Raw genomic sequence first — 13,288 nt, forward strand, 5'->3', positions numbered from 1 at the left:
GACGCCAGTAACCAGATAAGAGCTAAAAAAACGTCCAATTCGTGTCATAAGACCTGAGGAGGATTTAGCCCTAGGCTTTCTAATTTGCCCCATTTGTCAGGAGGAAAGGAGTTTCATTCATGTCCAGTTTGGTCATTGCTTTGACAACGATCGCATTACTTTTCGCGATCGTAGCGCTCATTCGAGAAAGACGGCTCGTTATCGCGCTTCGTCAAATTCTTCGCCGTCTTGTGGAGCGTTTGAAGAACGATGAAACACACCATCGTCACTAGCCTACTGCCTTTGCTCGTTCTATCGCTGTTCTTCGGGTGCGATGAAGACGAGTATAGAAAATTGGCCGAAATGGCCGAGCGTCACAATCTTAGCCAGGAAGAGCAACGTCGACTGATGGTCGAGCTTCAAAAGGAAGTTGCGAATGGCTCGAATGATCTGGTTACCGCAGATGCCAATGCTCGCGAAGCATGGGTTGCGCTTCATCGCGAAGTCCAACAGGAACGAACTGAGATTGGACAACAACGTGATCGTTTGGAGGAGGATCGGAAAGCGCTGGCAACGCAGCGACAGCATGATTCACTCATCGCCGCGACCATGCTGACGTGCAGCAGTGTTGTCGTCTGCACGTTGCCACTTGTCTTGTGTTGGTACTTACTGAGTCGGCCTCAAGGCACTGGTGATGACACTGAAATCGCTGAAGTGTTTCTGAATGATGTCGTCGCGAGCCAACCATTGTTGCTTCCAAGACTAGGTCCCTCATCTCGCAATCAGAGTCAGAAACTCGATTCGCCAGATTTGAATTCCTCAACAGAAACAGCAGATTAAGGAGCAAGAGTATGTCACATGTTGTCCAGGTAAAAACCCGAGTCAAAGACGTTGCCGCATTGGGACTCGCCACCCAGCGTCTGCAACTGGCAGAACCAACCTATGGCACTGCTAACTTCTTCGATGGTTCCGCGACGGGATGGCGCGTGTCACTTCCCGGGTGGCGTTACGACGCCGTATTCGATGTTGAGAGTGGAAAAGTTGATTTTGACGACTACGGAGGTCGCTGGGGTGAGCGAGCGGAATTGAACCGGTTGATCCAGGCGTATGGCGTCGAAAAAGCAAAGCTAGAAGCTCGTAAAAAGGGGTACTCAACTTCGGAGCGGCAGCTAGAAGATGGAAGCATCCGACTGTCAATTCAGGTAGGAGGTACAGCATGAGAACAATCGAGATCACATTCAATTCTGAAGGTGATTCCAAGATCGAAACACTTGGATTCGTGGGACGCACATGCCGGGATGCAAGCGCGTTCCTGGAAGAAGCCATCGGAGAGCGTACCGAAACTCTCGTCAAGCCAGAGTTTTACTCTCAAACGATAACGTCCCATCAACAGCAACAATCGAACTGATCGATCACTGTCACAAAGGAGCGAACCGATTATGTCGCTTACGGAACAATTGTCGGAGCACGTCGAGGCATGCTTCACGGGGATATGGCTTCAAAGCCATGAACCTGATGAAGTCTTAACGGAAATTGGCCGGCTTTGTCGACAGCAGGATTGGAGGTTGTCGACATGGAATATCAATCAAGGTATCAGGGGAACTGAAGCTGGCTCAGGTATTGTCGCCACGGATCCACTAGGAGTGATCCAGGCGATCCCATCGCTGGCAGTGCCAGGAGGGACGTCGATCGTTGTCTTGTCGAACTTTCATTTCTTCGTTCGAGGGGCAGAAGTTGTCCAGGCTCTTTCGGATCAAGTTTTGCTGGGAAAACGAGATCGCACGTTTGTCATAATACTTTCCCCAGTTTGTGAGATTCCAGTCGAGTTGGAGAAGATGTTCGTCCAGATCGAGCATTCCCTACCTCAACGTGATCAATTGGCTGAAATTGCTCGTGAGGTCGCCGTAGAGGAAGGGGAACTACCTGAAAGTGAAGCATTCGAAGAGGTATTAGATGCCGCATCCGGTCTGACGTGTTATCAAGCTGAATCAGCGTTCAGTCTGTCGATCGTGCAGGAAGGAAGGCTGACGCCTGAGACTCTCTGGGCACAAAAAGGTCGGGAACTTAAAAAGTTGGCTGGACTGTCGCTACATCGAGGGCAGGAAGACTTCAATTCGTTGGGAGGTCTCGATGCTCTGAAACGATTCACGAAAAGAATCTTGGAGCAGGCTGATCGAGGAGACCCATTACGCCAGCCACGGGGCGTCTTGCTTTTGTCGCCGCCTGGAGCTGGAAAGAGTCAGTTTTGTCGATGCCTCGGCAGGGAAACAAACCGCCCAACTCTGATCTTAGATATTGGTAGTTTGTTCGGCTCGCTACTCGGAGAAACCGAACGAAGAATCCGGCAGGCCTTGCAGGCGATTGATGCCATGGGGCCAAGCGTTGTCATGCTTGATGAAATTGAAAAGAGCTTCTCCGGGGTAGGGGGGAATGGCCAGAGTGACTCGGGCGTAGCCGCAAGGGCGTTTGGGACATTCCTGACGTGGATGAACGATCGCTCATCAAACAGTTTCGTGGTTTGCACTAGCAATTCGATCGAACGACTGCCACCGGAGTTTGCGCGATCGGAGCGATTCGATGCAGTATTCTTTGTCGACTTACCGAATCGAGAGGAGAAAGATCGCATCTGGCAACTTTACAAGGAGATGTTTCAAATTGATGGCGATCAACCCTTGCCAGATGACCGAGATTGGACCGGTGCCGAAATCAAATCGGCTTGTCGCCTGGCCTGCCTATTGCGCGTATCGCTCTCGGAAGCTGCTCAATACGTCGTCCCCGTGGCAAAAACGTCAGCCGAGTCGATACGGAAATTGAGAGAATTTGCCAGTGGTCGATGTCTTAGTGCCAGCCAGGATGGTATCTACCACTTCGAAGAATCCTCTCCGCGGAGGCGTTCTGCAAACCCACAGTTGAATTAGCAATTCATTGGACTCAACTGATTATTCGCAGAGCCTCCTCATCATTTTCGATGGGGAGGCTCTTTCTTTTTATGGCAGGAATTCATTCATGAGTACAAGTACGATTGAAAGTCACATGGCCACCGTGCCCCATCAGAGTGCATCTCAACGCCTACGCAGGAAAATGGTGCCAATGCGACTGTCCTATTCTTGGTTCGGCACCCGCAAGTCGCTCAGTCGCGAGCAGAAGAGTCAGGCAGCCAGCGCTTTTGGGGCCGAAGGAAAATTTCTGTGCGCTGGAAAAAAGCTGATCGATACCAATGATCCATCGTTCCGCGCGGTTACTTCGATTCGTGGTCAAGCGACAACCTATTTCCATGGAATATCGCTTGCATATCCAGAAGCCGGTGTTCGCTTGGTCCGTGAGGACGATGTGGCACGGGTGAACACTCGTTTGGCCGCGTATCGACAGGATCTGTCAGACGCGGTGCATCAACTTGAGATGCAGTACGATACTTTGAGAGACGCGGCCCGGGAACGACTCGGCAGTCTCTTCGATGAAAAAGACTATCCGAATCACTTGGCTGGCCTTTTTCAGATGACGTGGGATCATCCTAACATTGAGCCCCCCAACTATCTGCGACAGCTAGACCCGGAACTGTATGAACAGGAATGCCTTCGCGTGCAGGCACGGTTTGACGAAGCAGTTCAGCTTGCTGAGGCCGGCTTCATGCAAGAACTCTCAGATCTAGTGGCCCATCTGTCGGAACGTCTGAGCGGTGAGTCTGATGGGCGGCCAAAAATTTTCCGTGATAGTGCCGTTACCAACTTGAGCGAGTTCTTTGAACGATTTCGGCGACTCAACATCCAATCCAACGGAGAATTGGATGCGCTCGTTGACCGAGCCAAACAAGTTGTCCAAGGTGTTGAGCCACAAACGCTGCGCGATCATGCGGATGTCCGGCGTCAAATCTCAGATCAGTTGGCCGAAGTAACTTCATCGCTTGATCAGCTTCTTATCGATCGACCGCGGCGGAATATCTTGCGGCGACCCAAGTAAGGATTTCTACCATGGAATTGTTGATCGAAGTGTCGGGTTGTATCCGCTGCGTCTACGATGAACAGATTTCGCTCGCTTCATTAGGAGAGGTCACGATTCAACGAGGTTCTCATGTAGAACCCACAACTGAGGGAAATTGGATAGCGGATCTCACGCCAGTCGACGGTCCCGTTCTAGGGCCATTTTCCGAAAGATCGCAGGCAATTGCCGCAGAGGTCCGTTGGCTTCAACGGTATTGGCTGCTTTCGAATCGCCAAGAATAGTCGGTATCTACTTCGCCAAGAACGCGAGGAGAGTGTTTCTAAATACGCGATCGCCTCGTTCTGGGGCGATCGATTTTACCTGGTAATGAAAGGTAATGATCGATGTACCCAATTGAATTTGATGAGGCTATATCTAAGGCGACAGGTGAAAGCCTATGCGTGATTCGCCATCGAGGATTTACGTTGGCGGATCCTGTGGAGGTTAATTTTGATCCTGAACCTGATGACCATGAACCGTCCTTTATTGACTGGGATGAAATGGAGAGGGAAAGAATGTATTAGCTTTTTCAGATTTTCTTTGCGCCTGGCCCAAGGGGCTGGGCGTCTTTTTTTTAGCTATCAGCTGATGGAGTGACGGTTATACTGCCCTGTCCTCATGAATGAAGCCATGTCTTAAGTAATAGTCTTCAAGGATTGAAGTGTAGCCAAGAACTACTTCCTGACTCTTTCAAGCCAATGGCTTCGTCCCTTTAAAAGGTTAGAGACAATTGTCGGGTACTTTGCCGCAACGTTAACGGACTCACTTGGATCAGACAGCAAGTCAAAAAGCTGCGGTTGCCTTCCACTCTTGTCCAAGACAACTTTCCATTGATGTATCACTTTTCCACCGTCATGCTGGTCCTTGCGGATGGCATTGTCCCAGTACAAGGTGTCATTCTCTCTTGCGGCTTCCGTGCCTTTGAGAAGATCCAGTAAGTTTCGACCGTCCATTGCTTCAGGTGGTGTTCCCCCCGCTGCGGATATTAGGGAGGGTGCAATGTCGACATGGCAGATTGGAGCATCTAAGCGTTTTCCTTGCGGAAATTCTGCAGGCCAGGTAACTAGGAAGGGAATTCGAATTCCGCCTTCGTAGCTTTCGCCTTTGTTTCCGCGAAGGTATTTCGTTGCCCAATGAGGCCCTCCGTTGTCCCCAACGAAAATGATGATCGTGTTATCGAGTAACTCGAGTTCCCGAAGTTTCTCTTGGATCTGACCGATGCCTTCATCAACGACATCGATCATTGCCGTGCTAACGTGCTCCATCCCAGGTTCTTTGAAACGCCTCATGTATCTTTCGGGTGGGCGTTGCGTGGGTACATGGCGGGCACTATGAGGCAGATAGAGAAAAAAGGGGCGATCCTTGTTGTCTTCAATAAACTCCACAGCGCGACGATTGAAGGCGGAAGTTAGATACCCGAATTTGGTGACGAACTGCTCATTTTCGTCGTCAGACAACCTGGAATCGAGAAGAGGTGCGTAGCGATGGGCAAACGGGCGAGTCGCGTGGTCTTTTTGGGTCGCTCGCCACTGCTGCATGGTCTCCCATTGTAAGCCTGGCCCCGCTTTTGTTTCGTAATAGTCATGAGATGTGTACGTTACGAAGTGCTCATCAAAACCCCAATCGGTTGGTGGGAAATTGCCTTTCTCGGCACCGTTGTGCCACTTGCCTACGATGCCGGTATGATACCCTAACTCCTGAAGTGTTCTCGGTAGTCGAGGTACCGACTTGGGCACTTGGACTCGTGAGTTCCAGCGTTGTGGATAACTTCCCGTTAGAAGTGCTCCACGCGATGGCCAACACATGTTGCCGGCTGAATAGCCTTGGTCACATGTAATTCCTCTCAAAGCCAGTTCATTCAAGTGGATTGTGTTCGTCTCCCGTACACTTGCAGGATACGGCGTGTCGGCGTTCAGGATGCTTACATTACCAACCCCCACGTCATCGGGCATGATCAAGATAATATTGGGCTGCTTCGATCGCCCCGGAGCTGCCGAGGCAGATGAAACGAGGACGGTGAGCACCAGACCGATAATTAGATTTAGCTTGGTCATGCGAAAGTCAACGGAAAAAGTGATTGTCTCGAGGGGGTGAGAAATACTTGGGTTATGTTTCAGCGGCCACCGTGAAAACGGTGTGCCGCCATGGTTACCTTCGCGAGTGAAACACTCTGCGGCTGAATTAGATGAAATACAAAGTTTGCAAGGTCTTGCTACTCGTACTCGAACACGAGTCCGTCGTTTGCCGCCAGCATCGCCTCATAGGGACTATCCACTTCGTTGGACAAATCGTGAAATATCGTTTCCGCAATAAACCTCACCGAACCATCGTAAAATAGGAATAGACCTCCTCCAGGATGGTTGCTGTTGCTGGCGTCCCCATGACCACTATTTAACGGTCTACGACCAGTCAACAAGAGGTTTCGGATCTTGCCACGATCATCCGAAATTTGAATCGCAGCCCAAACCGTCGCTCCCGGTGTTGAGTTACCCAACTGATGGCACTTCTCACCAACCGCTGCCTGATTACTTGTACCATCCGTCATCGCGCCAAAGTTGCCTTTAACAGGAAATGGTGATCCGTTGACGGTCGATATGGGAGTTGACCACGTGGGACGATTACGAACGAACTGGGGAAATGGCCCAGTGCCTACGTGACACTTCTCATCGGCGTGATGAAACACTGCAGCGTAATTGGATGCTGCAATCTCTTCGCTGCCAAATTTTTGCAGTTGCGTTGGACCTGTTGCCGATGGGCAACTGTACATCCCCAATTCCGTCTTACATGCAGCCAGAGTTTGAGCGGTATCATCTGGCCAGGCACCTTGACCGATTCCTGCCAGGTCATACAGCGATTGCTGTTCCATGTAAGGCAGAATCATGGCACTCCAAAGCCAGCCATCTTTGTTGTGGACCGATCCACCGTTTCCCCAATCACCCGAAACAATGCCAGGAACAAGTTCACTGTAAGTATCGTGATGCATATGCAACGCTAGACCGATTTGCTTCAAGTTGTTCGAGCACTGCATCCGCCGTGCCGCCTCACGGGCCTGCTGCACGGCTGGAAGAAGAAGCGCGATAAGTACACCGATAATGGCAATAACGACAAGCAACTCAACGAGCGTGAAAGCCCTTTGATGATTCCAAGCGGTAGTACGCATGAAAAGAACTCCTAAAGTAGAATAGAAAGTGAAGTCAAGACAAGATAAGAACGTAATCGTTCAACAGCATTCGGTAATGCCCATGAGAGCATTAGGCCGAACTGCCTGTATTTCATTTTTTTGCTCGGGCTACGCCACGGGTTTTCCTATCAGATTTCAGATCGAAATTGAACTCATTGTCCCCTGACTCTACGACGTCAGCCGTCAACTCCGTATCGACGTTGTATTGCCGAGGGATCATCTCATCTCCATCAGGCCCTCCGGCTTCTTTGGTGATCATCACTCGATTCAAGCCCACGACTCCACCCTCTTGCATGGCTGTGAAAGTGAGTTCGTAGTAACCCTCTTTGTTGGTTTGGCCAATGGACGCCCGTTTTCCCTCAGGTTGGAAGATGATCTCCGCATTTGCCAGTGGCTTTCCGTTAAGGAGCACATGCCCATGTACGGGAACGGTCTCACTGTTGGAGCTACAACCGAGCGAAAGTACTAAGGCTGCGAGCACGCCGCCCCTAGCGAATGAGAAATCTTTGAGTGTCATTGGGGAGACCCTTTCTGCATATGACATTGCGGAGAGATGAGTTTTCGAATCGACGGTTTCATGCGGACAATGATCCGCTCTTAATGCGGCGAAATGGGACTCTTTACCTGCCCATTCGTGACGAAGTCTTTCCATTTTCTTGTGGTGATCTCATGTGGTTAGCTCAAACCCGACGCGACGAGGTCTGACGAGTCTGCTGTTCGCCTCTTTGTCATCAACGAATCGTTCGATGTCGGGATTCCAAAGAAGAGGCCGATTCAATTCACGGGCGAGGTTGGCAAGGTGGCACACCGTTGCCGTACGATGCCCTACTTCGGCCGGGGCGATAGGGGGTTTCCGACTGCGGATACAATCGAGCCAGTTTTGTAGGTGTGGGCGAGCGACGTTGCCGGCCCCTCGCCATTTTTCAGAAAGACGAGGACTTGGAGCATCGATCACGAGCTCTGCAGGGCTCACGTTGAAAGTATTCCTGCCCATCTCCAGCGTCCCGAGTTCCCCGTGAAAGCAAATCGGTTTGTTGCCGCCGGAAAACTGTAGTGGAATTCCGTTGGCAAACTTCATTTCAACAGGCCAGAACCTGCGTTCATCTTGAGTACTTGGGGGAGGGGTCTTGTGATCCCATGCCCTCCAGATTTCATCGAGGGAATCGAGACGAGTTGTTCGAATAGAGACAGGGCCGGTCTCATCGCATCCCAGTGCCGACAACACCATGTCGATGCTATGTGCCCCCCAGTTCGTCATAAGGTGTCCGGAAAACTCTTGGAATAGATCCCAACCTCTCCATAAGAGATCGTTCACTTTGAACTGATCCTTATTCCACAAACGCCTGTTGTGAGCACGCATTGCCACAGGCCCAAGAAACAGTCCCCAATTGAATCCATCTGGAATCGGTTCTTCGGCAAAGCTCGGGTTTATGATCGGCCCGGGATAATTTGGTAGCTCGACAGCTGTAATTTTGCCCAGGCCACCACCGCGAATGAAATCGCAAGCAAACTGATTCATCTCCATGGATCGCTGTTGACTGCCTACCTGTAGAATTCGTCCCGTCTGTTTAACCTTGTCAACGATTAGGCGGCCTTCACCTATGGAGACGGTCATCGGCTTTTCGAGATAGACATCGAGGCCAGCATCCAATGCCAGTAATGCTGCGCTGGAGTGGTGATGATCGGGAGTCGCGATAATAACAGCATCCAGCGGTTCGCGATCCAGCATGACGCGATAGTCTTGATACTGACGACAGCGGCTCGCGTAGAGCTCCTTAAAGCCCTCTAGTACTTCGATGAACTCATCTTGCGGGTGGAGCGTTTCATCCATCCGACTACAGGCACAGTCACAAATCGCGGTGACACGTACCGAAGTTGGCAGATTGCCGATCAAGTACTTTCCTCGTACGCCTGTACCAATAACGCCGACTCGAAGTTGGTCGGAAGGGCTATCGCCTCGAACAAGGGACTTCCAACCAAGCGCCGTTAGCGTCATCCCGGATGCGCCGGTCGCGGTCAGGAAGTCTCGGCGATTAGGCTTTGACAAGCTCATATGGACAGTACCTCCCCGGAGTACGCAAGACTTTCCCTAACGTTTTCGTCTTCGCGTTCCAACTGCTCGGCTTCCGAAAGACGACTTATCATCTGCGCGCGAGCAGGCTTATCACGAACCAACTGGATGATGCGCGATAGGTCACGACCCGTTACGAGAGGAAGCGTTGCCCAATAGTCCTCCGTCAAGCACGGAACCTTTAGCGCATCGCGCGTGATCAACTCGAGCGAGAAATGAATCTTCGGCTTCAACCGTCTGAGAATGCTCACCATCCGCGTTAAGTCGAGGCTGCCCTGGCCTAAGGGAACGTCGCCGAGAAGGAAACCGCCTGTATAGGACGACAATGCCTGGTCTTTTAGGTGAACCGAAACGGCATAGGGCGCGAAAGCTTCGATGGCGGCATACGGGTCATCAAGTAGTGCGATGCTATTGCCAGTATCAACGCAAGCGCCGATCCATTCACAATCAAGATGCTTAAGCAGGGCCAGTCGCTCTTCGACACGCTGGTCTTTGTGGTTTTCAATACCGACGGGGATTTTATATTTCTCGATAACGGGAACCGCTGACTCCATCATTCTGCGACCGCGTTGTTCGTACTTCCGAAAGTCTGACAGGGTTCGGAATTGTTCATAGCGCCTGCCGGGCATGATCACGGTTCGGATGGCTGTCGCGCCTGCGTCACGGGCTGTGATAACCTCCTGTTCAAAACGTCGGAGATCATCTTTGTCTTTCGGTGGATTGACGATTGCTTCGATGAATAGGTCCTTGCTCTCAGCGAACTCGCGAAGTTGATCTATCTCCGTCTTCTTCATGACACCAAGAGTTACCTGCATGCCACCTGCACCGACGGCATAGCAGTGCTTCATGAAGTTTAAAGGTGAAAAAAGGTCAAACTCTGAATCTTCGCGCCGCATCCAATTGCGTCGAATCTTGCAGCAATATTGAACCAATCCCAAGTTCGTTGCGCGAGCGGACTCATCGCCCAAGACAATTCCCGAAGCATGCAACCCCAGCGGTATCGCTGCGGCAGCGATTCCCAGGAGCGTTCTTCTTGAAATCCTTCCGTTCATTTTCATTCTCATGCCGTTTGCAGGAGCCCCACGCGCACTAGCGGGCCGTCCAACCTCCATCAACCGTCAACATGCTACCGGTGACATAACTGGACGCTGGGCTGGCCAGAAATAGTGCCGCTCCTTGAATCTCTTTCATCTCGCCCCAGCGTTCGACGGCTGTCGCGCCGACGATGAAGTTTTTGGCTTCTTCCGTCTCCGCGATGGGAATGTTCATTGGGGTGAGAAAAGGGCCGGGGCAGATTGCGTTGACCGTTATTTTGTCGAGAGCAAGCTCCAGCCCCAACGCGCGAGTCATCTGTACTACCGCGCCTTTGCTGGTTGCGTACGGTGTTCGATTGGCAAGTCCCACCAAGCCCAATGTGCTGGCCATGTTGATAATCCGGCCATATCCTTGTCGTTTCATGATTGGCACGACATGTTTGATGCAAAGCCACATCGCATCCACATTGATGCTTTGAACCTGGCGGAACTCATCAAGACTAAGATCTTCGATGGCACCGCGGATATTGATTCCCGCGTTGTTAATGAGGACGTCTACGCGATCAAATTCCAGAGAACACCGCTCGACAATCGATTCAACGTCGCTTTCGACCGACACGTCCGCCGCCATGCCGATTGCCTTAACGGGGTACTCCCCCGCAATCCGTTCTGCCGCAGCCGTTGCTTCGCTTTCGTTTCGACTAACGAGAAGCAAGTCTGCCCCAGCGGACGCTAGACCGGCCGCCATTGCTTCACCGAGTCCTTTTGATCCACCAGTGACGATTGCCACCTGTCCATCCATTTGGAATTGAGAAATACCTGGCCAGCGGCTCATTTCAGACTTTCGTTATTGTTTTGAGTTGTATAGTCGCCACGGACGTTCATGCGCACTGCGTAGAGGCTTGTCCGGGCTGTAATGAATAACGTACGGCCATCACGTCCGCCAAACGTCATATTCGCGGGAATCTCGGGCGTCTCAATGAGTGCGATTTCCTCACCTTCTAGCGAGAACACGCGGACGCCTTCGTTGGAAGTCGTATAGAGGTTTCCATGTTCGTCCAAAGTGAGACCATCTGAGAAACGTGCTGCGGCAACCTGTTGATCCGAAAGACTTCCATCTGCTCCGATCTGGTAGCGATAACACTTCTGTGCACGCGGATCAGCTACATAGAGTCGTTTGCCGTCGGCGCTGCCGACGATTCCATTGGCGTTCTTGAGGCCGTATCCGACCTCGCGGACGTCAGTAAAATCACTCGATAGAACACATATGGTTCCGCTCAAAGCATCTTCAGGAAACCGATCTGCTTGACTCGACTTGATAATGGGTATCGTGAAGTACACGATGCCAGTGGGCGCCATCCATAGGTCGTTGGGCATTCCGAGAGGGCGTCCTTCGCATTGATCAGCTAAGACCTTTTCTTCCCCGTCAGGCTGACGAAGTACAATTCGCCGCCCCCCCTCACAGAACACCAGTCCGCCCTTTTGAGTGACGACAATCCCGTTGGAATTGTGGCGTGCTTGTCTAACCAGTGTTACACCATCGGACTCGCTCCAGCGATGCGTGGCACCATTGGGCATATCCGAGAAGTATAAGGAATCGACCCCGTCCCAAGCGGGGCCCTCAGTGAACCGAAAGCCGCCAGCGAGCTTCGTTACCTTGCCCAGCGGTGTTGGGACCTGAGCACTCACCGTCGTCAGTACGACGCAAGAGAGCATCAAAGCGAAGAGGCAACTACTTATGACCTTCAATCCGAGACTCATGACAGTTCCAATCCCTTCATCGTCCCGGTGCTACTGGCAAAGCGATCGGTTTCGATACCCATTCTCTGCAGTACGCTTACGAACAAGTTGGGCAATGGATAGTCGTGCGTCCCACCTAACGCAAGGTGCTGGGCATGCCGGAATCCACCTCCCGCGATCAACACAGGTAGGTTGTCGTTTGCATGGGAATTGCCATTGCCGAGAGAGGTCCCGTAGATGACTGAGGTCTGATTGAGCAGCGATTTGCCGCTCGCTTGTCGCACGTCAAGTCCTCGGAGCAATGCGGCCAGCTCCTGGAATTGAGCCGATTCAATCCGACGAAGTTGCTCCAGCTTTTCAGGCTGGTTGCCATGGTGCGTGAGAGGGTGGGTGCCAGTATCCACGCCAGCGATATTGGGTTTTGCATCATTTTGATGGATGTATATCGAGATAATCCTGGTCGAATCGGTTTCAATCGCGATACGGGCCAAGTCATACATGACGCGTGTTCTGTCGATCAGCGCCCCCGAATCGTCATAATCCTGTGGGGGCGACATCTTTACCTGACGTTTCGGCTCTTTCTCCCACTGCTCGCTCTTGTGCAATCGCTTTTCCAAGTCGCGGACGCCGGTGTAGAACTGATTGAGCTTGTCTCGATCGGATGCTCCAACTCGCTTCTCCAATTCGCGTGCCCTTTCGCCGACCGAGTCCAAGATGCTGCGTCCCTGTCGAAGCTTGGCGATCTGTGCTTCGATCTCTTGCTGCGACCCTTGGACGAACAATTTTCTAAACAAGCGAGACGGCGATTCTTCACCAGGAATTTGAACGCCTGACTGGGTGTACGAAAGGCTCTGCCGAGTTCCGACCGACAACGCCAACGATGGGAATCTGGTCAAATGACCAATCCGCTCGGCGGCATATTGGTCGACGGAGATTGAATTGCGAAATCCGCCTCTACCTGGATGAGGAGCCGCGGTAAGAAAGCATTGCTCCGCGAAGTGTCCCCCATCGACCTCAGGATGAGAGACGCCGGAGAAGACCGTCATTCGCTCGCGAAAGGGTTCGAGTATCTCCAAATAGGGAGAGGCTTTGTAATCTCGGCCAACCCCTTCGGGAAAAAAGTAGCGGGGCAGAATGCCTTGATTCGTTTGGATGGCAATCAAACGCTGTGATTCGGCAAATGCGTCTTCCGACCGACAGGCCGGTGTCATCGCATCGAGAATTGGCAACACGAGTCCAACACCCAAGCCACGCAGAACGGAGCGACGATCAACGAGCGGTTTCGACGATATAATATTCATACTT

14 protein-coding genes are annotated in these 13,288 nt (G+C 51.8%); 6 read left to right on the forward strand and 8 right to left on the reverse strand.

Features of this window, described 5'->3' with window-relative positions; all coding sequences use genetic code 11:
• The first annotated feature begins 249 nt into the window (after positions 1 to 249).
• From Pan97_RS03545 to Pan97_RS03575, 6 genes are all read left to right on the forward strand, one after another.
• The gene (locus Pan97_RS03545) at positions 250 to 819 is read left to right on the forward strand and encodes a hypothetical protein (RefSeq protein WP_144970777.1); all 570 of its coding nucleotides are present in this window, start codon (positions 250 to 252) and stop codon (positions 817 to 819) included.
• Positions 820 to 830: 11 nt separating this feature from the next.
• Positions 831 to 1,199 (forward strand): DUF1257 domain-containing protein, encoded by a 369-nt coding sequence (locus tag Pan97_RS03550; RefSeq protein WP_144970778.1) that lies wholly within the window; start codon positions 831 to 833, stop codon positions 1,197 to 1,199.
• Complete coding sequence (locus Pan97_RS03555; RefSeq protein ID WP_144970779.1) at positions 1,196 to 1,387, forward strand: DUF2997 domain-containing protein; 192 nt, start codon at positions 1,196 to 1,198, stop codon at positions 1,385 to 1,387. The genes Pan97_RS03550 and Pan97_RS03555 overlap by 4 nt, the downstream gene beginning before the upstream one ends.
• 31 nt (positions 1,388 to 1,418) lie before the next feature.
• Positions 1,419 to 2,897, forward strand: a complete 1,479-nt coding sequence (locus tag Pan97_RS03560; RefSeq protein ID WP_144970780.1) for an AAA family ATPase — start codon at positions 1,419 to 1,421, stop codon at positions 2,895 to 2,897.
• A gap of 7 nt (positions 2,898 to 2,904) precedes the next feature.
• A complete protein-coding gene (locus tag Pan97_RS03565; RefSeq protein ID WP_241676358.1) occupies positions 2,905 to 3,936 on the forward strand; it encodes a hypothetical protein in 1,032 nt (343 codons plus the stop codon).
• A 365-nt stretch (positions 3,937 to 4,301) separates the two neighbouring features.
• A complete protein-coding gene (locus tag Pan97_RS03575; protein ID WP_144970782.1) occupies positions 4,302 to 4,481 on the forward strand; it encodes a hypothetical protein in 180 nt (59 codons plus the stop codon).
• A gap of 150 nt (positions 4,482 to 4,631) precedes the next feature.
• Here the strand turns inward: Pan97_RS03575 and Pan97_RS03580 are convergent, their stop codons facing one another.
• From Pan97_RS03580 to Pan97_RS03615, 8 genes are all read right to left on the reverse strand, one after another.
• Positions 4,632 to 6,011, reverse strand: coding sequence for a sulfatase family protein (locus tag Pan97_RS03580; RefSeq protein WP_144970783.1), 1,380 nt, complete (start codon positions 6,009 to 6,011; stop codon positions 4,632 to 4,634).
• Positions 6,012 to 6,169: 158 nt separating this feature from the next.
• Positions 6,170 to 7,117 (reverse strand): DUF1559 domain-containing protein, encoded by a 948-nt coding sequence (locus Pan97_RS03585; protein ID WP_144970784.1) that lies wholly within the window; start codon positions 7,115 to 7,117, stop codon positions 6,170 to 6,172.
• Between the two features lie 112 nt (positions 7,118 to 7,229).
• Positions 7,230 to 7,655 (reverse strand): hypothetical protein, encoded by a 426-nt coding sequence (locus Pan97_RS03590; RefSeq protein WP_144970785.1) that lies wholly within the window; start codon positions 7,653 to 7,655, stop codon positions 7,230 to 7,232.
• 150 nt (positions 7,656 to 7,805) lie between these two features.
• On the reverse strand, positions 7,806 to 9,191 hold the full coding sequence (locus Pan97_RS03595; RefSeq protein ID WP_196782269.1) for a Gfo/Idh/MocA family protein: 1,386 nt from the start codon (positions 9,189 to 9,191) through the stop codon (positions 7,806 to 7,808).
• Positions 9,188 to 10,267: a sugar phosphate isomerase/epimerase family protein gene (locus Pan97_RS03600; RefSeq protein WP_196782270.1), complete on the reverse strand. Its 1,080-nt coding sequence runs from the start codon at positions 10,265 to 10,267 to the stop codon at positions 9,188 to 9,190. The genes Pan97_RS03595 and Pan97_RS03600 overlap by 4 nt, the downstream gene beginning before the upstream one ends.
• A gap of 31 nt (positions 10,268 to 10,298) precedes the next feature.
• A complete protein-coding gene (locus Pan97_RS03605; protein WP_144970786.1) occupies positions 10,299 to 11,078 on the reverse strand; it encodes an SDR family NAD(P)-dependent oxidoreductase in 780 nt (259 codons plus the stop codon).
• Positions 11,075 to 12,004 carry an SMP-30/gluconolactonase/LRE family protein gene (locus Pan97_RS03610; RefSeq protein WP_144970787.1) on the reverse strand — a complete coding sequence of 310 codons (930 nt, stop codon included), beginning with the start codon at positions 12,002 to 12,004 and terminating at the stop codon, positions 11,075 to 11,077. The genes Pan97_RS03605 and Pan97_RS03610 overlap by 4 nt, the downstream gene beginning before the upstream one ends.
• Positions 12,001 to 13,284 carry a DUF1552 domain-containing protein gene (locus tag Pan97_RS03615; protein WP_144970788.1) on the reverse strand — a complete coding sequence of 428 codons (1,284 nt, stop codon included), beginning with the start codon at positions 13,282 to 13,284 and terminating at the stop codon, positions 12,001 to 12,003. Before Pan97_RS03615 ends, Pan97_RS03610 begins: the two co-directional genes overlap by 4 nt.
• Between the last annotated feature and the right edge of the window lie 4 nt (positions 13,285 to 13,288).

This window comes from Bremerella volcania (assembly GCF_007748115.1).
Taxonomy (GTDB): Bacteria; Planctomycetota; Planctomycetia; order Pirellulales; family Pirellulaceae; genus Bremerella; species Bremerella volcania.

Excerpts from the sequence above, each read along its gene's own strand:
- Pan97_RS03545 (WP_144970777.1), top strand. The coding sequence starts at position 250 with ATGAAACACACCATCGTCACTAGCCTACTGCCTTTGCTCGTTCTATCG.
- Pan97_RS03550 (WP_144970778.1), top strand. The coding sequence starts at position 831 with ATGTCACATGTTGTCCAGGTAAAAACCCGAGTCAAAGACGTTGCCGCA.
- Pan97_RS03555 (WP_144970779.1), top strand. The coding sequence starts at position 1,196 with ATGAGAACAATCGAGATCACATTCAATTCTGAAGGTGATTCCAAGATC.
- Pan97_RS03560 (WP_144970780.1), top strand. The coding sequence starts at position 1,419 with ATGTCGCTTACGGAACAATTGTCGGAGCACGTCGAGGCATGCTTCACG.
- Pan97_RS03575 (WP_144970782.1), top strand. The coding sequence starts at position 4,302 with ATGTACCCAATTGAATTTGATGAGGCTATATCTAAGGCGACAGGTGAA.
- Pan97_RS03580 (WP_144970783.1), bottom strand. The coding sequence starts at position 6,011 with ATGACCAAGCTAAATCTAATTATCGGTCTGGTGCTCACCGTCCTCGTT.
- Pan97_RS03585 (WP_144970784.1), bottom strand. The coding sequence starts at position 7,117 with ATGCGTACTACCGCTTGGAATCATCAAAGGGCTTTCACGCTCGTTGAG.
- Pan97_RS03590 (WP_144970785.1), bottom strand. The coding sequence starts at position 7,655 with ATGACACTCAAAGATTTCTCATTCGCTAGGGGCGGCGTGCTCGCAGCC.
- Pan97_RS03595 (WP_196782269.1), bottom strand. The coding sequence starts at position 9,191 with ATGAGCTTGTCAAAGCCTAATCGCCGAGACTTCCTGACCGCGACCGGC.
- Pan97_RS03600 (WP_196782270.1), bottom strand. The coding sequence starts at position 10,267 with ATGAAAATGAACGGAAGGATTTCAAGAAGAACGCTCCTGGGAATCGCT.
- Pan97_RS03605 (WP_144970786.1), bottom strand. The coding sequence starts at position 11,078 with ATGAGCCGCTGGCCAGGTATTTCTCAATTCCAAATGGATGGACAGGTG.
- Pan97_RS03610 (WP_144970787.1), bottom strand. The coding sequence starts at position 12,004 with ATGAGTCTCGGATTGAAGGTCATAAGTAGTTGCCTCTTCGCTTTGATG.
- Pan97_RS03615 (WP_144970788.1), bottom strand. The coding sequence starts at position 13,284 with ATGAATATTATATCGTCGAAACCGCTCGTTGATCGTCGCTCCGTTCTG.